This window comes from Pseudomonas sp. RP-B7, from assembly GCF_059803535.1.
Window position 1 is genome coordinate 1 of record NZ_JAPFHC010000035.1, and the last position, 21,143, is coordinate 21,143.

Annotated in this window: 20 protein-coding genes; 9 read left to right on the top strand and 11 right to left on the bottom strand. The window is 62.6% G+C overall.

The window, feature by feature from the left end; all coding sequences use genetic code 11:
- Nucleotides 1-96 precede the first annotated feature (96 nt).
- Nucleotides 97-738 (top strand): pentapeptide repeat-containing protein, encoded by a 642-nt coding sequence (locus tag OPU96_RS24275; protein WP_226457751.1) that lies wholly within the window; start codon nt 97-99, stop codon nt 736-738.
- 149 nt (nt 739-887) lie between these two features.
- Here OPU96_RS24275 and OPU96_RS24280 read toward each other — a convergent pair whose 3' ends face one another.
- Together OPU96_RS24280 and OPU96_RS24285 are read right to left on the bottom strand one after the other, a co-directional pair.
- Nucleotides 888-1,514: a response regulator gene (locus tag OPU96_RS24280; protein WP_192296688.1), complete on the bottom strand. Its 627-nt coding sequence runs from the start codon at nt 1,512-1,514 to the stop codon at nt 888-890.
- A complete protein-coding gene (locus OPU96_RS24285) occupies nt 1,511-2,773 on the bottom strand; it encodes a HAMP domain-containing sensor histidine kinase (RefSeq protein WP_498559834.1) in 1,263 nt (420 codons plus the stop codon). Before OPU96_RS24285 ends, OPU96_RS24280 begins: the two co-directional genes overlap by 4 nt.
- Before the next feature lie 275 nt (nt 2,774-3,048).
- Here OPU96_RS24285 and OPU96_RS24290 point away from each other — a divergent pair, with 275 nt between their 5' ends.
- From OPU96_RS24290 to OPU96_RS24315, 6 genes are all read left to right on the top strand, one after another.
- Nucleotides 3,049-4,221, top strand: a complete 1,173-nt coding sequence (locus tag OPU96_RS24290) for an ABC transporter substrate-binding protein (RefSeq protein WP_498559835.1) — start codon at nt 3,049-3,051, stop codon at nt 4,219-4,221.
- Between the two features lie 27 nt (nt 4,222-4,248).
- The gene (locus OPU96_RS24295; RefSeq protein ID WP_192296691.1) at nt 4,249-5,208 is read left to right on the top strand and encodes a YVTN family beta-propeller repeat protein; all 960 of its coding nucleotides are present in this window, start codon (nt 4,249-4,251) and stop codon (nt 5,206-5,208) included.
- Nucleotides 5,205-5,936 carry an ABC transporter ATP-binding protein gene (locus tag OPU96_RS24300; RefSeq protein WP_498559836.1) on the top strand — a complete coding sequence of 244 codons (732 nt, stop codon included), beginning with the start codon at nt 5,205-5,207 and terminating at the stop codon, nt 5,934-5,936. The genes OPU96_RS24295 and OPU96_RS24300 overlap by 4 nt, the downstream gene beginning before the upstream one ends.
- On the top strand, nt 5,933-6,724 hold the full coding sequence (locus tag OPU96_RS24305; protein WP_192296693.1) for an ABC transporter permease: 792 nt from the start codon (nt 5,933-5,935) through the stop codon (nt 6,722-6,724). The genes OPU96_RS24300 and OPU96_RS24305 overlap by 4 nt, the downstream gene beginning before the upstream one ends.
- 97 nt (nt 6,725-6,821) lie before the next feature.
- Nucleotides 6,822-7,361 carry a PQQ-dependent catabolism-associated CXXCW motif protein gene (locus OPU96_RS24310; protein WP_226457747.1) on the top strand — a complete coding sequence of 180 codons (540 nt, stop codon included), beginning with the start codon at nt 6,822-6,824 and terminating at the stop codon, nt 7,359-7,361.
- A 27-nt stretch (nt 7,362-7,388) separates the two neighbouring features.
- Entirely contained in the window at nt 7,389-8,054 is a 666-nt protein-coding gene (locus OPU96_RS24315; protein WP_192296695.1) for a response regulator transcription factor, read from the top strand.
- Between the two features lie 131 nt (nt 8,055-8,185).
- Here OPU96_RS24315 and OPU96_RS24320 read toward each other — a convergent pair whose 3' ends face one another.
- The 6 genes from OPU96_RS24320 to OPU96_RS24345 all read right to left on the bottom strand — a co-directional run bounded on the left by OPU96_RS24320 (nt 8,186) and on the right by OPU96_RS24345 (nt 15,204).
- Nucleotides 8,186-10,129, bottom strand: a complete 1,944-nt coding sequence (locus OPU96_RS24320; RefSeq protein WP_498559837.1) for a PAS domain-containing hybrid sensor histidine kinase/response regulator — start codon at nt 10,127-10,129, stop codon at nt 8,186-8,188.
- Nucleotides 10,071-11,216 (bottom strand): nitric oxide-sensing protein NosP, encoded by a 1,146-nt coding sequence (gene nosP / locus OPU96_RS24325; protein WP_498559838.1) that lies wholly within the window; start codon nt 11,214-11,216, stop codon nt 10,071-10,073. Before nosP ends, OPU96_RS24320 begins: the two co-directional genes overlap by 59 nt.
- A 221-nt stretch (nt 11,217-11,437) precedes the next feature.
- Nucleotides 11,438-12,613: a porin gene (locus tag OPU96_RS24330; protein ID WP_192296698.1), complete on the bottom strand. Its 1,176-nt coding sequence runs from the start codon at nt 12,611-12,613 to the stop codon at nt 11,438-11,440.
- A gap of 145 nt (nt 12,614-12,758) precedes the next feature.
- Nucleotides 12,759-13,571, bottom strand: a complete 813-nt coding sequence (locus OPU96_RS24335; RefSeq protein WP_305391166.1) for a sulfite exporter TauE/SafE family protein — start codon at nt 13,569-13,571, stop codon at nt 12,759-12,761.
- The gene (locus tag OPU96_RS24340) at nt 13,572-14,816 is read right to left on the bottom strand and encodes an NAD(P)/FAD-dependent oxidoreductase (RefSeq protein WP_498559839.1); all 1,245 of its coding nucleotides are present in this window, start codon (nt 14,814-14,816) and stop codon (nt 13,572-13,574) included.
- Nucleotides 14,817-14,868: 52 nt separating this feature from the next.
- A complete protein-coding gene (locus OPU96_RS24345; protein WP_071487178.1) occupies nt 14,869-15,204 on the bottom strand; it encodes an ArsR/SmtB family transcription factor in 336 nt (111 codons plus the stop codon).
- A gap of 94 nt (nt 15,205-15,298) precedes the next feature.
- On the opposite strand from OPU96_RS24345, the gene OPU96_RS24350 reads away from it, so the two are divergent.
- On the top strand, nt 15,299-16,162 hold the full coding sequence (locus OPU96_RS24350) for an MBL fold metallo-hydrolase (protein WP_226455211.1): 864 nt from the start codon (nt 15,299-15,301) through the stop codon (nt 16,160-16,162).
- Between the two features lie 7 nt (nt 16,163-16,169).
- Here the strand turns inward: OPU96_RS24350 and OPU96_RS24355 are convergent, their stop codons facing one another.
- The 3 genes from OPU96_RS24355 to bkdR form a co-directional block, all read right to left on the bottom strand.
- On the bottom strand, nt 16,170-17,387 hold the full coding sequence (locus OPU96_RS24355; RefSeq protein ID WP_498559840.1) for a cyclic di-GMP phosphodiesterase: 1,218 nt from the start codon (nt 17,385-17,387) through the stop codon (nt 16,170-16,172).
- Between the two features lie 36 nt (nt 17,388-17,423).
- Nucleotides 17,424-19,049 (bottom strand): methyl-accepting chemotaxis protein, encoded by a 1,626-nt coding sequence (locus OPU96_RS24360; protein ID WP_498559841.1) that lies wholly within the window; start codon nt 19,047-19,049, stop codon nt 17,424-17,426.
- 180 nt (nt 19,050-19,229) lie between these two features.
- Nucleotides 19,230-19,712, bottom strand: a complete 483-nt coding sequence (bkdR, locus tag OPU96_RS24365; protein WP_192296704.1) for a Bkd operon transcriptional regulator BkdR — start codon at nt 19,710-19,712, stop codon at nt 19,230-19,232.
- Between the two features lie 195 nt (nt 19,713-19,907).
- On the opposite strand from bkdR, the gene OPU96_RS24370 reads away from it, so the two are divergent.
- On the top strand, nt 19,908-21,143 hold the full coding sequence (locus tag OPU96_RS24370) for a 3-methyl-2-oxobutanoate dehydrogenase (2-methylpropanoyl-transferring) subunit alpha (RefSeq protein WP_192296705.1): 1,236 nt from the start codon (nt 19,908-19,910) through the stop codon (nt 21,141-21,143).

Below are 21,143 nucleotides of genomic sequence, written 5' to 3' on the forward strand. Positions count from 1 at the left end.
CAGACACCTCGGTCCCTCTGAAACACCGCGGCGGACCGTTTGGGGCGGCTTCGCCGCCCAGCGCGGGGCAAGCCCGCTCACTACAAAGGTATCGTGATGAACTATTTGCCCGTATTGCTCCTGATCGCTGTCTGCGTGGCCCACGCCGATGACGACACCCCGCTGATCATCAACGGCTGCACCCTTGCCGAACACAGCCAATGCCCCGGCGCCAACCTCAAGGGCGCCAACCTGCGCAACCAGAACCTCAGCGGCATGAACCTGGCCGGCGCCGACCTGCGCGATGCCGACCTGCGCCACGTCAACCTCGACCTGGCCAACCTGGAAAAAGCCCAACTGCAAGGCGCCAACCTCACCCGTGCCAGCCTGCAACAGGCCAACCTGCGCCTCGCCGACTTCAGCGGCGCCACCTTGATGGCCGTACAAGGCTGGGGCCTGTTTGCCCAGGGCGCGCAATTTGAAAACGCCAACCTCAGCGCGGCCTATCTGCAATTCGCACGTCTGTCGGGGGCGAAGATGCACAAGGCCAACCTGCGTGCGGCAGACCTGGAAATGACCTGGCTGAGCAAGGCAGATCTGCAAGGGGCGGATTTGAGCGATGCCAATTTGCAGGAGGCCAAATTCGGGGAAAGCAATCTGGAGAAGGCCACCCTTACGGGTAGCCGCCAGCACTATGCGAACTTCCAGGATGCGAATATGGAGGGCTGCAAGGATTGCCCCACCACCTGGGATCGTTAGCGCACCGCAGATCTATAGGTGTGTGAGCTTGTGTGGGAGCGGGCTTGCTCGCGAATGCGGTGTGTCAGTATCAGATGGGCTAGCTGACCCACCGTTTTCGCGAGCAAGCCCACTCCCACATGAGGCCGGTGTGCATCAGAGAGAACTCGTCACCCCGCCACCCGCACCACCCCCATATCAATCCCCACATGCACCAACTCCGCATGGGAACTCACCTGCAACTTGCTCTTGAGCAAAGTCAGGTGATTGGACACCGTCTTGCTGCTGATACTCAGCTGTTCGGCAATCTGCCGCGCCGGGGTGCCTTTGGCGAGCATCAGGAAAATCTCCAACTCCCGTGGTGTCATGCTGTGCAAACGCGGGTCGGTGGGCTGGCAGGCGAGTTGGGTGGCCAGGGGTTGTTCAATGTAGGCGTGGCCATCGAGGATGCGCCGCACCGCTTCGATCAACACCTGGGGCGCCGAGCTTTTGGTCAGGTAGCCCGCCGCGCCGGCGTCGAGCGCCTGGCGCACCAATGGCAGTTCATCGTGCATGCTGAAAAACAGCACACGCAGTTGCGGTAAACGCTGGCGCAGGCGCCGGGTGGTTTCCAGGCCGCTGATGCCGGGCAAACCGAAGTCCATGATCACCAGATTCGGCACCGCCTCGTGTACCCGCGCCAAGGCTTCTTCGCCGCTGGCCGCCTCACGCACTTCAATGGCCGGCAACAATGCGCGCAACAAACTGGCATAACCCTGGCGAACCACGGCGTGGTCATCCACCAACAGAATATTCATGACGCCTCCACAGGCATGTCCAACGCCAGCGCCCAACCGGCGCCGGGATGACTGATGATCTTCAATTCGCCGCCCAAACAGCGCGCACGTTCATACATCGAATGCAGGCCCACACCGCGCTGCTGAGGCTGCTGCGCGCCGTGGCCGTTGTCGCGCACCCACAGGCGCAGGCGCGTCCCGCGATGCTGCAAACGCACGCGCACCTGGCTGGCGCCGGCGTGGCGCACGATGTTGGTCAAGGCTTCCTGGAGCAAGCGATACAGGTGGGTCTTGTCGGCCGGGGACAGCGGCGGCAGCGCCTCGCTGACCTGCAACTGGCAGTCGATGCCATGGCTGGCACGCCATTGCGTCACCAACATGCCGAACGCCTCGGCCATCGGCAGGTGTTGCAGGGCCACCGGGTAAAGGTCGTGGACCAGTTCGCGAAAGCCCTGCTGCAAGTGGTCGCAGTGTTCTTCCAGCAGATGCACGGTACGCGTCAGCGTGGCGGGTTGATGGGCGATCAGCGGCAACAGGCACACCTGGGCGCGAATCCCCGCCAGGTACTGGCCGAGGTCATCGTGCAGGGTCTGGGCCAGGCGGGTGCGCTCTTGTTCCTGCACCGCCAGCAGGGTTTGGGTCAGCCGGGTGTTGTCGGTGCGCGCCTGTTCGAGGGCATCGGTCATGCGGTTGAAATGCCGCGCCAGTTGCTGTGCCTCCGGCACCCCGGCGCTGCGCAGGCGCACATTGAGACGGCCGCTGCACACGTGCTGCAGGGCCAACAGCAATTCGTCCAGCACGCCCATGCCACGGCGCACCGCCCAGCGAATGGTCAACAGGCTCAGGGCCAATGCCAGCGCACACAGGCCCAGCAATTGCTGCAAGGAATCCCAGACCTCATCGATCTCGTCACGCGGGTCGACGCCGATGGACACGCGCCGGCCATCGGCCAGGTCGAGCACCTCGGCACTGTGGCGCGCCTGGGCAAACAGCAGGCGCCCGAGCCACGCATCCAGCCCCTCTTGCTCCGGCGCGGGCGGGGTTTCATCGGCGCCCAACCAGTGCACGCGCACATGGCGCAGGCTGGCGGTGAGGCGTGGTTGCAGGCTGGCCGGATCGCGCACGGCAGTTTCACTCAGGTAATGCACCACCGCTTCGGCCGACTGCAACTCGCGCTCCACATCCGCCAGGGCCTGATGCATCAGCAACGCCGTGCAGGCGCAGGTGACCAGCGCGAAGAAACCGCACACCCACAGGTTGATCCGCCACAGCGCCGACATGCCTAGCGCGCCAGCACAGTCGGCACGAGCGCCGCCGAGCGCGGTGCGTGGGGTCGGTCGATGCCGATCAGGCTGACGATCAGCAGGAACGGCAAGAGCAACGCCTTGATAATTCGCATGATCGTGCAACCCCCGCAGCGGATACTGGAGCCCCATGCTAAAACCGCACCGCGTGCGGCGGGCTACTACCTTGGTACTGCCCCAGCGCTACTTTCTGCATATTTGCAGGGGTAACCGGGCTTTATATGCTGGCGCCAACTGTCTTGGAGTGCCTTATGCGCCAGCTCGCCCCTTTCGCCGTGACCTGCCTGCTGGCACTCACCTGGGCCACCGCCGGCCAGGCCGCCGAGGCACCGTTGCAAGTGCAGATCGGCTACCTCGGCTATCGCCCGGACCCGGGGCCGTTGCTGTCCAACGTGATTGCCGAACCCACCGATGCCGGGTTGCGCGGCGCCGAATTGGCGATCATCGACAGCAACAGCACCGGCGCCTTTCTCAACCAGCGCTACAGCCTGATCGACGCGACAGTCGATAACCCCGAAGACCTGCTTGCCGCCGCGCAGAAGCAACACGACCAAGGCCTGCGCCTGTTTGTCGTCAACGCCCCCGCCGCCAGCCTGCGCCAACTCAGCGCCGCACTGCCCGACAGCCTGCTGTTCAACGCCGGCAGCCCCGATGACAGCCTGCGCAGCACCGACTGCCTGGGCAACGTGCTGCACAGCCTGCCCAGCCGGGCCATGCTCGCCGATGCGCTGGCGCAATTTCTGGTGACGCGCAAATGGCAGAAGGCGCTGCTGATCGTCGGCCCCACTCTGGACGATCAAGCCTACGCCGCCGCCCTGCGCCGCGCAGCCAAGCGTTTTGGCCTGCAACTGGTGGCCGAGAAAGCCTGGCGTTTCGACAACGACCAGCGCCGCAGCGCCCAGGCCGACATGCCGTTGTTCACCCAGACCGCCGAATACGACGTGGTGCTGGTCGCCGACGAGCGCGGCGACTTCGGCGAATACGTGCCCTACCAGACCTGGTACCCGCGCCCGGTCGCCGGCACCCAGGGTCTGACGCCCACCGGCTGGCACAAGAGCGTGGAAACCTACGGCGCCGCCCAACTGCAAAAACGCTTCGAAGCCCTCGCCGGACGCTGGATGAACGACCGCGACTTCGCCGCCTGGATGGCCGTGCGCAGCGTCGCCAGCGCGGTGAGCAAGCTGCGCGAGGTCGACCCGATGAACATCCGCCAGCTGGAGATCAGCGAGCAGTTGCCGCTGGACGGTTTCAAGGGCCGCAAGCTCAGCTATCGCCCATGGAATGGCCAACTGCGCCAGCCGATCCCCATCGTGCAACCCCGTGCACTGGTGAGCACCTCGCCCCAGGACGGTTTCCTGCACCCTTTCAACGAAATGGACAGCCTGGGCTACGACAAACCCGAGGTGACCTGCCGCTTTCCCTGAACACACAACAACAATAAGGAATACGCCATGCGCCGCACCCTGCTCTCCTGCGCCCTGCTGCTTGCCGCCGGACACGCCGTGGCCGCCACGGCCTGGGTCTCCAACGAGAAAGACAACAGCCTGAGCCTGATCGACATGCAGACCCTGCAAGTCACCGACACCCTCAAGGTCGGCCAGCGCCCACGCGGCCTGCTGCTGTCCCATGACAACAAGCTGCTGTACATCTGCGCCAGCGACTCGGACCGCGTGCAGGTGATGGACGTGGCCACGCGCAAGATCGTCAAGGAGCTGCCCTCCGGCAAAGACCCCGAGCAATTCGCGTTGCACCCCAACAACCGCTGGCTGTACGTCTCCAACGAAGACGACGCGCTGGTCACCGTGATCGACACCGAGACCGCCAAGGTGCTCGGCCAGATCAACGTCGGCGTCGAGCCCGAAGGCATGGCCGTGAGCCCCGACGGCAAGTGGGCGGTGAACACCAGCGAAACCACGAACATGCTGCACTGGATCGACACCAGCACCCAGACCCTGGCCGACAGCACCCTGGTGGACCAACGCCCGCGCTTCGTCGAATTCAACCATGACGGCACGCAACTGTGGGCCTCGGCGGAAATCGGCGGCACCGTGACCATCCTGGATGTGGCCAGCCGCGCAATCCTCAAGACCCTGACCTTCAAGATCAAAGGCGTGCACCCGGACAAGGTGCAGCCGGTGGGCATCAAGCTGAGTGCCGACGGCAAATACGCCTTTGTCGCCCTCGGCCCGGCCAACCATGTGGCGGTGATCGACGCCAAGACCTACGAGATCCTCGACTACCTGCTGGTGGGCCGTCGTGTGTGGCAGCTGGCATTCACCCCGGATGAGAAACAGTTGCTGGCCACCAACGGCGTGAGCGGCGACGTGTCGGTGATCGACGTGGACAGCCTCAAGGTGCTCAAGTCGGTCAAGGTCGGGCGTTATCCGTGGGGCGTGGTGGTCACGCCATGAACGCGCTGGACGCCAGCGCCATCAGCTTCTCCTACGGTGCGCGCCAGGCGTTGCGCGAGGTGAGTTTCAGCCTGGCGCCCGGGCGTTTTGCGGCGTTGCTAGGGCCCAATGGCGCGGGCAAATCGACGTTGATTGCGCTGCTCACGCGTTTATATGACTTGCAGGGCGGCGACATCCGCGTGGGCGGGCATTCATTGCGCGAGGCGCCGCGTGAGGCATTGCGCCAACTCGGCGTGGTATTCCAGCAAAGCACCCTGGACCTGGATTTGAGCGTCGAACAGAACCTGCGCTACCACGCCGCGCTGCACGGCCTGTCGCGGCGTCAGACCGGGTTGCGGGTGGAGGCCGAACTGGCGCGCCAGGCCCTCGGCGAGCGGCGCCGGGAAAAGGTCCGCGAACTCAATGGCGGCCACCGCCGCCGCGTGGAAATCGCCCGCGCCCTGCTGCACGAGCCGCGCCTGCTGTTGCTCGACGAAGCCAGCGTCGGCCTCGACCCGGCCAGCCGCCTGGCGCTGAACCAACACGTGCGCACGCTGTGCCTGGAACAAGGCATCAGCGTGCTGTGGACCACCCATTTGCTCGATGAAGTGCAGGCTGACGACGCCTTGATGATTTTGCATCGGGGCCGCCTGGTGGCCAGCGGGCAACTCGACCACCTGCTGCTGGAGCAAGGCGACGACCTGAGCGGTTTGTTCGCACGCCTGACCCGCGCAGAGGTGGCGGCATGAACGCCTACTGGCAGTGTTTCAGCGGCATCGTCCTGCGCGAATGGCTGCGTTTTGTCTTGCAGCGCACACGGTTCCTCAGCGCCTTGGTGCGGCCATTGCTGTGGCTGCTGGTATTCGCCGCAGGCTTTCGGGCAGCGTTGGGCATCTCGGTGATCGAACCCTACGACACCTACATCCCCTACGAGGTGTACATCATCCCGGGGCTGGCCTGCATGATCCTGCTGTTCAACGGCATGCAGGGCTCGCTGTCGATGGTCTACGACCGTGAGATGGGCAGCATGCGCGTACTGCTGACCAGTCCGCTGCCACGCACGTTTTTGCTGTGCAGCAAGCTGCTGGCGACCTCGTTGATTTCGCTGTTGCAGGTCTACGGGTTCCTGGCGATTGCCTGGGTGTATGGCGTGCAACCGCCGGCCCTGGGCTTGCTGATCGCCTTGCCGGCGCTGTTGCTGGTGGCGTTGATGCTCAGCGCGCTGGGCTTGCTGCTGTCCAATGGGATCCGCCAATTGGAGAACTTTGCCGGGGTGATGAATTTCGTGATCTTCCCGCTGTTCTTCCTGTCGTCGGCGCTCTACCCACTGTGGAAGATGCGCGATTCCAGCGAGTGGCTGTACTGGCTGTGCGCGGTCAACCCGTTCACCCACGCGGTGGAACTGGTGCGCTTTGCCCTCTACCAACGCTTCGCCGGCCTGGCCCTGCTGGTGTGCCTGGGGCTGACCGTGGTGTTCACGGTGCTGGCGGTGCTGACCTTCAATCCGCAGCATGCCGCCCTGCGCAAAAACGGCTGATCTACTCCTTTAGTACTGGTTTTCGTGTCTATCGTCGCATTCCCAAGGCAGCGGGACTGACGTGTAATGGCCGCATAACGATAAGGATTGACCTGCCATGCTGCCCGCCCGACTGCCCCTGCTGGTCTTGCTGTGCCTGCTCTGCGCCAACGCCCAGGCTGAGGCGCCGTTGTTTTCCACCGACGGCTACCGCATCAGCCTGTACCGCAGCCCCACGCCGGCACAGGCGCCCGGTGCGACCATCGTCGACACCCCTGCCCTGCAAGCCCTGCTCACCCAGAACCCGGCGCCGGTGTTGATCGATGTGTACCGGCGCCAATACCTGCAAGGCCGCTTCATCGAAGACCAGCCCCACGCCAACCTGCCCGGCAGCCACTGGCTGGCCAATACCGGCGACGGCGACCTCACGCCCGAGTGGCAAAGCTACTTCGCACGCCACCTGTACACATTCACCGGCGGTCAGCTGACCCGGCCGTTGGTCTTCTACTGCCGCTCCGATTGCTGGTTGAGTTGGAACGCGGTAAAACGAGCCGCCAATCTGGGCTATACCTCGGTGTATTGGTATCGCGATGGCCTGGATGCGTGGGAAGCGGCAAAACTGCCAGTGATGGCTGCGACACCCGAGCCCTTTCAATAAAAAACCACAACAAGAAGGTGAACGGCCATGTACAAAATCCTGATTGCCGACGATCACCCGCTGTTTCGCGAGGCGATCCACAACGTCATCAGCGACGGCTTTCCCGGCAGCGAAGTGATGGAAACCGCCGACCTCGACAGCGCCCTCGCGCTGACCCAGGACCACGACGACCTTGACCTGATCCTGCTGGATTTGAACATGCCCGGCATGCACGGCCTCAATGGCCTGATCAACCTGCGCAACGAATCGCCGACCATCCCGGTGGTGATCGTCTCGGCCGAGCAGGACAAGCAGATCGTGCTGCAAGCCATCACCTACGGCGCCGTTGGGTTCATCACCAAGTCGTCGCCGCGCCAACAAATGACCGAAGCGATCCAGCAGATCCTCAACGGCAACGTATACCTGCCGCCCGACATCATCCGCACCCAGAAAAACCCCAGCCAACGCCGCATGAACGACACCCCGGGCTTTGCCCCGGAGCTGCTGCAGGCGCTGACCCGCAAGCAATTGCTGGTGCTGGAGCGGATGACCAAGGGCGAATCGAACAAGCAGATCGCCTACACGCTGGAGATTGCCGAAACCACGGTGAAGGCCCATGTGTCGGCGATCCTGCGCAAGTTGAATGTGCATAACCGGGTGCAGGCGATCCTGAGTGCCGGCGATATCGACTTCGGCTCCTACCTGCGCCGCTGATCCCCCTGCCCTATGGAAATCCACTGTGGGAGCGGGCTTGCTCGCGAATGCGGTGGGTCAGTCACTAGATTCATTGACTGACCCACCGCATTCGCGAGCAAGCCCGCTCCCACATTTTGATCTGCGTTTTGTCAGGGGCGGCCGAGTAAGTGACTCATCGCTGTCTTTAACTTCATCGGCCGCACGGGCTTGTGCATCAACGTATGCCCCAATTCCCGAATCTGCTGCTTCAACTCATTGCTGTAGTTGGCCGTAATCATCAACGCCGGGATCGCAGTGCCGCGCCGGGCGTTGATGCGGGCCACGGCGTCGACGCCGTTCTGGTCGTCGTCGAGGTGGTAGTCGGCGATCAGCAGGTCCGCCTCGGCATGGTAGTTGTCCACCTGCCGGGCCAGGTCCTGCTCCGACAAGGCGGTGGTCACCCGGCAACCCCAGCCTTCGAGCAAGGTGCGCATGCCCGCGCAGATCGCCGCGTCGTTATCCAGCACCCACACCCGCGCGCCCTGCAAACGTTCCAGCAGCGCTTCGCTCATGCACGGCATCGGCAGCGACTTGGGCGCGGTGGCGCTGAGCGGCACTTCCACGCTAAACATCGAGCCCTTGCCCGGCCAGGATCTGACACTGATGCGATGGCCAAGGATTCCGGCGATTTTCTCGACGATGGCCAGGCCCAGGCCCAGCCCGCGATCCTGGTCCGGGCGCTGGACGTCACCGCGCTTGAACTCCTGGAAAATCTCCTCCAGGCGTTCCTCGGCAATGCCCATGCCGCTGTCCCACACCTGGATCAGCAAACGCTGCTGCTGGCGTCGGCAGCCCAGCACCACACGGCCCTGGTAGGTGTAGCGCAGCGCGTTGCTGAGCAGGTTGCGCAGGATTCGTGCGAGCAGCTGGATGTCGCTGCGCACCAGCGCCGAGCAGCCGACAAAGTGCAGCTCCAGACCTTCGGCGCGGGCCAGTTCGGTGTATTCGGCGGCGAGGTTTTCCAGCAGTTCGCTGAGGGCGAACGGCGCCATGTCGGCCTTGATCACCCCGGCGTCGAGCTTGGAAATATCCACCAGGGTGCCCAGCAGGTTTTCCACGTCTTCCAGGGAGTTGCTCACGTTGCGCACCAGGGTTTCGCTGGGGCGCTCCAGCAGTGCGCTGGTAAACAGGCGTGCGGCGTTGAGCGGTTGCAGCAAGTCATGGCTGACGGCGGCGAGGAACTTGGTTTTCGACAGGTTGGCCTTTTCCGCCTCTTGCTTGGCTTCGCGCAGGCGGGTTTCCATGCGTCGGCGCTCGTCGATTTCCTGCAACAACTGATCGTTGAGCGCAGTCAGTTCCGAGGTGCGCTGGGCCACGCGCTGCTCCAGGTGTTGATAGGCCTGGTGCAGGGCCTCGGCGGTGCGGCGGCGCTCGGTAATGTCGCGGATCAGCACGAAGATCCCCACCACCTCGCCACTGGCGAGCAGGTTGGGCACGTAGGAGCGCAGCATGTAGCGCTCCTGGTTGTTGATGTTGGTTTCGGCGAATTCGAACGTCACGCTCTCACCCGCCAGGGCGCGGGCGACGTAAGCGTCGAGGCGCTGGCAGTGCTGCTCGCTGTGCACTTCGCGCAGGCTCTGGCCGAGCATCATGCCGCGCGGCCAGCAGTACCATTCTTCGTAGACTTTGTTGGTGAACTCGTAGACCAGGTCGGCGTTGAGGTAGCCGATCAGCGCCGGCACGTTGTCGGTGATCAGACGAATCCAGCGTTCACTTTCCTGGGCTTTTTGCGCCGCGGCCTGCTCGCCGCGCAGGGTTTCGGCGCGCAGCCGCGCGTTGATCAGCAGGTGGTTGCTGGCCTTGAGTTCGGCCATCGCCTGGTTCAGCGCGTCGGTGCGTTCGCGCACCTGTTCGGCAAGCACCACCGAATGCTGGAACGTGGTGTACGGGTTGTTGCCCTGGGTCATGCCGGATTCGATACGCTCGATCAGCGCCGCGTTGATCCGCGCCAATTTGTGATTGGCCTGTTGCAGCTGGGCGACCTGGGCGCGCAGTTCAGCGTCGGCCACGGGCAATGGCGACCCCGGTGAAGGTCTGGTTGATGTGCATGCCATTGAACTGTTCTCCGTAGGTATTGAAGCCCAGCACCCGTCTCTCGCGCAGGTAATTGCCGATGTGTTCGAGGTCGCCGTTGTCTTCCAACTCCATGCGGCGCAGGAAGCAGTCGCAGCCGATGGTCAGCAGCAGGTCGCCGAGGCGCGCGTGCAAGCCGTCGAACAGGCTTTGCAGGTTCGGCAGGATCGGCCCGGGCCGCATCACGGTGAGCACGATGCCGTTTTCCACCGCACAGTAGAAACTCAGGCTGAGGTCTTCGTGCACTTGCTGGATAGCGCGCACGTAGTACTGGTCGTGGATACGCACTGCCAACGGGTGAGCGGCGAAGACGCGGTGGTCGAGGTCGGCCACGGCTACGCCGATGTGCCTGGCGTATTCTTCGGCGGCCGGTTCGGCGTTGAGTTCGAACACCCGGCGTGACGGGCTGTCGGCGCCGGTCACCACCAGCTTTTCGGTGCGCGGCAGGATATGGTGGGTGGTGAACACCTCGAAATCCAGCCAGGTATTGACCAGCACCACCACCGCCGCGCCGCTGTGGAACACACCATTGAAGTACACGTGGGTGTGGGTGAGGAAGTTGTCGTCGCCGGCCGAACCGCCGAAGTGCGGGATGTCGCCCAGGGCCGCGCTGAGGGCGGCGAGGACCATTTCTTCCCGGCTCGACAGCCCGTCGAGCAAGGTCAGCGCGAAGGTGTTGCCCTTGATCGGCGCCAGGGTGTTGCTGCGACAGCCGCCGACCAGGCGTTCGACCATGTCCTGGGCACCGATCAGGCTGAAGTGCTCGACTTGATCGATCAGCTCGGTGGCGATGGAAAAGTGCGCGTGGTTGAAGCCCATCGCGGTGATGCAATTGCGTCCGTAACCCTGGGGTGTGATCTCGCCGGCACTGGTGCAGCCGACCACGCGCACCTTGCCGAAGCATTGTTGCAGCGCTTGGCCAAGGGCCTGCAGGTCATAGGACGCAGAGCAGAAAAACAGCACAAAACCCAGGTACGGGTGCAGCAACTGCCGGGCCAACTCTTCGGCGGCCTGCCCGGCATCGGTGGCCTGGGACATGGCACTGACTACGCCTTCACTGTTGTGCATCGTTGGTTCCCCCTCTAAGGCGTCAGTGTACGAAGGCCGAGGGGTGGGCCCTATGCTACTTGGGTACTGGGTGGGGGGATGCGTTGGGATGAGACTCTGATAAACACTGGAGACTAAAATGTGGGAGCGGGCTTGCTCGCGAAAGCGGTGGATCAGCCAATGAATCTGTTGACTGACACTCCGTCTTCGCGAGCAAGCCCGCTCCCACATTTATGACTGCGTTACCAAGTCAAGACAGCACCTACGGCGAAGGTATCGGTGTCTTCATTCTGCGCATTGGTGTCATGCCCCTTGATCTGGAACTGGTTGTATTCCGCCACCAGCTTCAAATTGGCGTTCACATCATGGAACAGCGCAATCCCACGGGTTTCATAATCCGCGCCGCTGCCGACCACGCCGTTGCCGTCGTCCTTGGTCTTGCCATAGGACAGCGCCAGGCGGTTCTTGCCCAGTTTGTACGAGCCCTGCACCAGGTAGCCGTTGCTGTCGACATTACGCAACGTCGCCTCCCCGGCGTTGTTGGTGAAGAACGGGTTGATGCCCTTGGCCTGGAACCCCGAGCCGGTCAGCGACAAGCCGCCCATCTTCGCCTGCACGCCGTAGCCAAGGCCCTTGGAGGTGACGCTGGCGACGTTGGAGTCGGTGTTGTCGGAAGTCTGGTAGCTGCCGTTGAGCCAGCTGTAGATCTTCGCGCCGCCGACGTCGAACTGGTAGGTGATCTCGCTCTCGGTGCGCGGGTTCTTCTGGTAGGCCTTGCCCAGGGCACTGCTGTCGTTGGTGTCGACCGGGTCGAGGATGCCGACGGCGACGCGCAGGCCGTCCATCACCGGGGTGCGGTAGGTGATCTGCGAGCTCGGGAACGGGTACGGGTAGCCACTGCCGATGTTGCCGAACGACACGCCACCGCCGTCCACCAGGCCGAGGCTGTCGCTGACCTGGCCGTAACCGGCGAGCAACTCATCGAGCAGGATGTTGGAGCGGGCGAACAGGCCGAAGTCCTTGCCGATCAGCACTTCGCCCCACTCCGGGTTGGCCACGGTGCCGTAGAACTGGCGCACGTCGATGGCGGTGTCGGTGCCGTTGGTTTCGCTGTCGTTGATGGTCACCCAGAACGAAGCGCGGGCGCCGAGCTTGAGGTCGTCGACCTGCTTGCTCATGTTGAAGCCCAGGTAGTTGGGCAAGAAGCCCATCTTCACGCGGGCCTGGCGGCGGTCGTACTTGTCACCCGCGCGGTCGACGTCGCTGTTGACGTAGAAGGCGTTGATGTAGCCGTCGGTGGAAAAGGTGGTTTCGTCCTTGTCGTACAGCATGATTTCGGCGTTGGCCAATGGGCTCAGGCCGAGGCCAACGATGAAGGCAGGCAACAGACGCAGGGGGACATTCTTATTGTTATGCATGGCGCGCTCCGCAACGGGGACTTGATGTCGGAGGCGATTATCGAAACCCCGCAAGCCACGGCCTACGCTGCCTTGGCCTTGGTTTGCGGGTGCTTTGGGCGGGCCGCGGGTGCCCGGCAAGTTCGGCGTAAGCCAGGCCCGGCACTTAGTGCGTAAGACCGGCCTTGATCAACATGCCGACCGCCACCAGTACACAGAGGCCGGCAAACCCGACCTGCAAGGTGCGCGCAGCAATCACCGAGCACAGGCGCCGGCCGGCGAGCATGCCGACGATGCTCGCGCCGATAAACACCCAGCCCACCGATTCGATCCGCACCCCGGCATGGAATGAGCCCGCCACGCCGATCAACGAGATCAGGCTGATCACCATCAACGAGGTGGCGACGATGCCGCGCATCTGTACATCGGTGAGCTGCTTGAACGCGGGCACGATCAGGAAGCCGCCACCGACGCCGAGCAGCCCGGAGACAGCGCCGGTCACCGCGCCCAACGCCGCCAGGGTCGCACTGCATTTGGCGGTCCAGGCCAGGCGTCCGGTCTGCTGGTTGAGCATGCAGTTTTTCTGGCCCCAGGACGCGGTGCCGTGATCACTCGGCCCGGCCTCGGTTTTTTCGCGCTGCAACATGCGCCAGGCCACCAGCACCATCAGTGCGCTGAACAGGCCCATCAGCACGGCTTCCGGCAGTTGATGGGCGAGGAACACACCCACCGGCGAAAACAACGCGCCCAACAAGGCGATCAGCAGCGCGGCGCGGTAGCGCACCAGGCCGTGGCGCAAACCGTCGATCGCCCCCACCGCCGCCGCCGCGCCCACCGCGAGCAACGACACCGGCGCGGCCTGGGTCATGCTCAGGCCCAACCCCAGTACCAGCGCCGGCACCCCGAGGATGCCGCCGCCCGCGCCGGTCAGGCCCATGACCAGGCCCATCAATAATCCCAACACCGTGGCGAGCAGCATTCAGTCCACCTTGCTCAGACGGGTCAGCCATTCACGGCCCTTGAGCATGCCGTTCCAGTAGAACCACGGCAGCAACGTGGCCTTGAGCAACCACATCGAACGGCGTGCACGGGTCGGGTCCAGGGCAAAGGTCGGCAACAGCTTGCCGCCGTAGCCGAACTCGGCGAGCACCACCTTGCCCTTCTCCACCGTCAACGGGCACGAACCATAGCCGTCGTACTTGAGCGGCAGCGGCGCCTGTTGACGCAGGGCCAGCAGGTTCTCGGCCACCACCACGATCTGCTTGCGCACCGCCGCAGCAGTCTTGGCGTTGCTGGTGGAGCACACGTCACCGAGGCCGAAGATATGCGGGTAACGCAGGTGTTGCAGGCTGTGGGGGTGCACTTCGCACCAGCCGGCGGCGTCGGCCAGCGGGCTTTGGCGGATAAAATCCGGGGCGACTTGGGGCGGGACCACGTGCAACAGGTCGAAGAATCGTTCTTCCACCGTGACGGTGCCGTCAGCGTCGTGCACCTCGAACCAGGCTTTGCGGGCCGGCCCGTCGACCTTGATCAGGTTGGACCTGAAGGTCAGGCGGGCGTTGTATTTCTCCACGTACTTCATCAGCGGCGGCACGAACGTCGGCACGCCGAACAGCGCCATGCCGGCGAGGTTGAATTCGACGTCGATGTTGTTCAGGTCGCCCTGCCTGAGCCAGTGATCACAGGACAGGTACATGGCCTTCTGCGGCGCGCCGGCGCATTTGATCGGCATGGCGGGCTGGGTAAAGATCGCCTTGCCGCCCTTGAGTTGCTGCACCAGTTGCCAGGTGTAGGCCGCGTGTTCGTAGCTGTAGTTGGACGTGACGCCGTTGTGCCCGAGGGTCGCTTGCAACCCTTCGATTTGCTCCCAGGCCAGGCGCAGGCCGGGGCACACGATCAAGTTTTGCCAGCTGACGCGCTGGCCGCTGTCGAGGACCAGGGTGCGCTCGTTTGGCAGCAGTTCACTGACGGCAGCCTGAATCCAGGCAACGCCATTGGGCAACACATCGGCCAGGGGCCGGCGGGTCTTGCGCACGTCGTAGGCACCGCCGCCCACCAGGGTCCAGGCGGGTTGGTAGCAGTGATAATCGTTGGGTTCGATCAGGGTGATGTTCAGGTGGGGGTCGCGCTTGAGCAGGCTGGCCAGCAGGCCGATGCCTGCCGAGCCGCCGCCGATGACTACGATATCGCCACTGATGGTCGGTCCCCAGTGTTGGTCGGTCATGGTCTATTGCCTTTTTTTATTCAATGCACACAAGGGGCGCTGCCGGATGGCGTCACGCCCAACTTTTGATGACCGCGCCGCAGTACAGGCCGGACAGGGTCTTCATCACTTGGATCACTTCGTGACTGGCCAGCCCGTAGTAGATGTACTTGCCTTCGCGGCGGGTGGCGACCAACCCTTCATCACGCAGGATGCCCAACTGTTGCGACAGTGTGGGCTGACGCACGCCGGTCATGGTTTCCAACTCGCCGACATTGCGTTCGCCCTGGGTCAACTGGCAGAGGATCAGCAGGCGGTCCTCATTGGCCAGCGCCTTGAGCAATGAACAGGCCTTGGACGCCGATGCGCGCAACTGGGCGACTTCGCCTTCACTCAGAGTAGATTCCATTTGCCTCGGGTCCTTTGCGTCACTTAAGCTCAAAACATTATGTGAAAACGTAAACTGATTGTAACCACTTTTTTCTCCACCGGGGACAGCCGCCATGCCAGCGTTGATTCAAGCCTTTCTGGACGAGGCATCGTCGACCTACACCTACGTCGTCTATGAACACCACGGCAGCCCGTGTGCCATCGTCGACTCAGTACTCAATTACGACCCAGCATCGGGGCGTACCGATACCACCCAGGCCGACAAGGTCATCGCCTTCGTGCGCGAGCAGGGCTTGCACGTGCAATGGCTGCTGGAAACCCACGCCCACGCCGACCACCTGTCCGCCGCGCCTTACCTGCGGCGCACCCTGGGCGGCAAGATAGCCATCGGCCAGTGCATCAGCACCGTGCAGGGTGTGTTCAAGAACCTGTTCAACCTGGAGCCGGAGTTTCGCGCCGATGGCTCGCAGTTCGATCATCTGTTTGCGCCGGATGAGGTGTTTCATATCGGCAACCTCACGGCCCAGGCCCTGCACGTGCCGGGGCATACGCCGGCGGACATGGCCTACCTGATCGATGGCCGGCTGATCCTGGTGGGCGACACGCTATTCATGCCCGACGTCGGCACCGCCCGCTGCGACTTTCCCGGCGGCGATGCGCGGCAGTTGTATGGGTCGATGCGCAAGTTGCTGAGCTTTCCCTTGGAAACTGAACTGTACGTCTGTCATGACTACCCACCGCAGGGCCGCGCGGCGAAATGCCTGACGACCGTGGCGGAACAACGGGCTGGGAATATTCATGTGCATGACGGGGTGGATGAGGCGCAGTTTGTGGCGATGCGCACCCAACGCGATGCGGGCCTGGGCATGCCGACCCTACTGCTGCCGGCGATCCAGGTGAATGTACGGGCGGGGAATATGCCGCCGGCGGAAGACAATGGGGTGGTGTATCTGAAGATTCCGCTCAACCAGCTCTGAATCGATGTCACTCAAAGTACGACGACTTGGAGGGGGCAAGCCCCGACCACAGTTCGTCGACGTGCTTGAAGCCCCACTCTTCGGCATTTTCCCGGCCGACAATCTTGTCGCTTTGTTCGGCCAGGTTCACCACGACCTGGGGAATCGGCAAGCGTGACCGTGCAGAGAAAAACACCTTGACCCTGGGGGTGAGCAGCGATTTCGGGCTTTGTTCGACCACCACGCCAATGCGCCCACTCTCCAGGCGCACCAAGGCGCCGACGGGATAAATCCCCACGCAGCGCACAAACGCCTGGAACACCTGATCATCGAAATGACCTTTCCACTCCGCCATTTTCCGGATCGCGTCGGCGGGCCCCCAGCCGCGCTTGTAAGGGCGCTCCGAGGTGATCGCATCGTAGACGTCGCATACCGCCCCCATCTGGGCGAACAGGCTGATCTGCTCTTGCACCAAGCCACTGGGATAACCGCTGCCGTCAGATTTTTCGTGGTGATGCAGGCACACATCCAGCACCAAGGCACTGATCTGCGGGCACAGACGCAGCAACCGGGCGCCTTCCACCGGGTGCTGGCGGACGGTGTGAAACTCCACCTCGGTAAGCCCGGCCGGCTTGTTCAAAATCGCCTCGGGAATCATCATTTTCCCCACATCATGAAACAACCCCGCCAGCCCGGCTTCCTGGACCAGCTGCGCAGAGAGATCCAACTGCCGTGCCAGCGCGATCATCAAGCCACTGACCGCGACGGAATGCATGTAGGTGTATTCGTCGGCCTTTTTCAGCCGCACCAGGCTGAGCAAGGCATGGGGATGGCGCAGCATGGACTGCGAAATCTCTTCCACCAGGCCGGCCACATGATGCACATCCACCGCCCGCCCCATGCGCAGGTCGCTGAACATACTGACCACCGCACGTTTGGCGACCGCACACACCCTCACTGCGCGCGCGACCTCCGCCTTTGTCTCTGCCGGAGTCGGTTCCACCGGGCGCGTTTTGACCGGGCTGCTGAGCGTGACCTGGGCCGGTTGGGCGGGCGGCGGCGTGTCGCAGCCTTTTGCAGTGTCTATCCAGACCCGCTGGACCTGCGACGTCAACAAACGCTGCAGGTCGTCTTCGCGGTCCAATAAAAAGCTGCTCTTCCAGAACCCGTGGCCGATCCACGGGCCATCCAGTTTATGAAGGTACATGCCCAGGCAGACCTGAGAACACGCAATGCATTTGAGCATCTATCACCCCCCCCCAAGGCCTGACCCGCTACACGATCAACTCACGGCGAACTTCGCGACGATCTGCTTGAGGTCCACGGCGAGTCGGGACAGTTCCTGACTGGCCACCGACGTTTGCCCGGCCGCCGACGAACTCTGGATGGACAGGTCGCGGATGCTGATCAGGTTCTGATCGACGGACCGGGCAACATGGGCCTGCTCTTCCGAGGCCGTCGCAATCATCAGGTTGCGCTCGTTGATGTCGGTAATGGCCTGGGTGATCTGGGTAATGGCCACGCCGGCTTCATGGGCGACCTTCAGCGAATCCACCGCTTCATTGCGATTGAGGACCATGGACGCCACCGCCTCGCTCGAACAGGCCTGGATTTTCGCAATCATCTGTTCGATTTCCTGGGTCGACGTTTGCGTTCTGTGGGCCAGCGCCCGCACTTCGTCGGCCACTACCGCAAAGCCCCGGCCCTGCTCGCCGGCCCTTGCCGCCTCAATCGCCGCGTTCAAGGCGAGCAGGTTGGTCTGCTCGGCGATGGAGCGAATCACTTCGACCACCCGGGCGATGTCCTGAGCCTGCTTGGCCAGGCCTTCGACTTCCACGCCGGTCTGCTGCACCGTGGCACTGAGTTTTTCGATCGAGGCGATGGTTTGCGTCACGCGCTCCTGGCCTACGCTTGCCGAGCGCTGGGAATCCTGGGTCGACTGGGAAGCGGAAACCGCATTCCTCGCGACCTCCTCCACTGCCGCCGTCATCTCGTTGACCGCCGTCGCCGCCTGGTCGGTCTCCATGCTTTGGCGCTCGATGCCAGCGGTGGATTCACGGGTGATTGCACTCATTTCTTCCGCAGCCGAAGCCAACTGCCCGGATGCCTCCGAGATATGCTGCAAGGTGCTTTTCAGGTTCATTTGCATGGTGGCAGTCGAGCGTTGTAGCTCGGTCAGTTCGTCCTTGCCGTTGATGGCAATCGCCACGCGCAAATCACCGTCGGCGATTTTGCCGGTCGCGATCATCAGCTCACGCACCGGGCCAATGATGCTGCCGGCAAACAACCGTGCGACGACCACCGCGATCAATACCGAGCTGGCCATCAGCACCCAAGTGAACAAGCGGGCCGCATCGTGTTCGCTCGCCGCGACTTGCACGGCCGCCTTGGACCCCTGCTCATTGAGCACAATCAGGTCATTGATGGAGCCCTGCACTTCACGGGCGATAGGGCCGTTGACGTCGCGCAGGTACACCGACATTTGTTCCGGGGAAAACGTGGCGGCTAGCGCGAGGAATTCATCCATTTTCTGGCTGTAATGCTTGATCTCGCTGAGTGCGTCGTTGTACTTGGCTTGCTCCTCGGGGCTCGACACCATCGGCGCATAGCTTTCGGCAATCTGCAGTACTTCGGCGCGAACAGCCTTGAGTTTTTCCAGGGAGGCCGGGTCCTTGTCAGGGAACTCCATGGCGTAACGACGCAGATCCAGGCGAAGTTTGTAGAACGTGGAATCTATCTGGCCCGCCAGGCGAATACTGGGCAGCCAGTTACTTTCGATTTCAACCGTCGATGAATAAACCTTATCGACTTTTATCAGCGTCATCGCGCCCTGTATTAACAGCAGGAGACAAACCACACCGAAGCACAATGTGGTACGAAAGTTCAACTTCAAGGATCTCATGGACATCGTGGCTCACCCTTCCCCTTGGTCGCATGGGACACGACCTGACAGGTTTAACTTTGTTTAAAAGTATGTGAAAAAAGCGTGAGCCGTCATGCAATTTTTTATTAATTAGCGCGAATAAAAATGACCCATATCATTGCTTAGCTAAACATCAGATTAAATGCGACCGCCTTGTGCCGATATTCACACCATCAGGCCATCGCGCGGTAACGGCAGCGCAGTTTTATAACGCACTTGTTTAAGGGCAAAACTGGAGCGGATATTCGCCACACCCGGCACTTTGGTCAAAAAGTCCATCATGAAGCGCTCCAGTGACTGGATCGTCGGTACCAGCACGCGGATCAGATAATCCGGGTCACCCGCCATCAGGTAGCACTCCATCACTTCCGGCCGATCCGAGATCGCGCCTTCAAACTGCTGCAACGCCAGTTCGTTCTGCTTCTCCAGGCTCACATGAATAAACACATTCACGTGCAGCCCCAACAAATCCGGGTCCAGCAGAGTGACCTGCTCGCGGATCAAGCCCAACTCTTCCATCGCCTTGACCCGGTTGAAACACGGCGTGGGCGACAGGTTGACCGAGCGGGCCAGGTCGGCGTTGGTGATGCGGGCGTTCTCCTGCAAGGCGTTGAGAATGCCGATATCGGTACGGTCCAGTTTACGCATGAGACAAAATCACCTGTTTATTATGTTTATGCAGTTTTTTTATCCGCAAATGATCGCGAGCGCAACGAAACACAGATAAATATTCTCCCACGCCCCGCCTATGATTGTTGTAGGACAAGATTTCCCCTACCCGGGGTCTGACTGTCAGCTAGCGCGCCCACTACAAGAAATTCACAAGATAGAGCGTAGAAAGCCATGACCCAGCAGTACGAACCACTGCGCCTGCACGTTCCCGAACCCTCGGGCCGCCCAGGCTGCAAGACCGACTTCACGTACCTGCGCCTGACCGACGCCGGCACCGTGCGCAAACCCGCCATCGACGTAGAACCCGCCGACACCGCCGACCTGGCCAAGGGCCTGATCCGCGTGCTCGACGACCAGGGCCAGGCCCTCGGCCCGTGGGCCGAAGGCGTGCCAGTGGAGATCCTGCGCAAAGGCATGCGCGCCATGCTCAAGACGCGCATCTTCGACAACCGCATGGTGGTCGCCCAGCGTCAGAAAAAAATGTCGTTCTACATGCAGAGCCTTGGCGAAGAAGCCATCGGCAGCGCCCAGGCCCTGGCCTTGAACATCGACGACATGTGCTTCCCCACCTACCGCCAGCAAAGCATCCTGATGGCCCGCGAAGTGCCGCTGGTGGACCTGATCTGCCAACTGCTGTCCAACGAGCGCGATCCGCTCAAGGGCCGCCAGTTGCCGATCATGTACTCGGTCAAGGAATCCGGTTTCTTCACCATTTCCGGCAACCTCGCTACCCAATTCGTACAGGGCGTGGGCTGGGGCATGGCCTCGGCCATCAAGGGCGACACCAAGATTGCGTCCGCCTGGATTGGCGACGGCGCCACCGCCGAATCCGACTTCCACACCGCCCTCACCTTCGCCCACGTGTACCGCGCGCCGGTGATCCTCAACGTGGTCAACAACCAGTGGGCCATCTCCACCTTCCAGGCGATTGCTGGCGGTGAAGCCACCACCTTCGCCGGACGCGGCGTCGGTTGCGGCATCGCCTCCCTGCGCGTGGACGGCAACGACTTCATCGCGGTGTACGCCGCCTCCGCCTGGGCCGCCGAACGGGCGCGGCGCAACCTGGGGCCGACGCTGATCGAGTGGGTCACCTACCGCGCCGGTCCGCACTCCACCTCGGATGATCCGTCCAAATACCGCCCGGCCGACGACTGGAGCCACTTCCCCCTCGGCGACCCGATTGCCCGCCTCAAGCAGCACCTGATCAAGATTGGCCAGTGGTCCGAAGAGGAACACACCGCGGTCAGCGCGCAGCTGGAAGCCGAAGTCATCGCCGCGCAAAAAGAAGCCGAACAGTACGGCACCCTCGCCGGCGGCCAGATTCCAAGCGCCGCGACCATGTTCGAAGACGTCTATAAAGAGATGCCGGAGCACTTGAAGCGCCAGCGTCAAGAGTTGGGGGTCTGA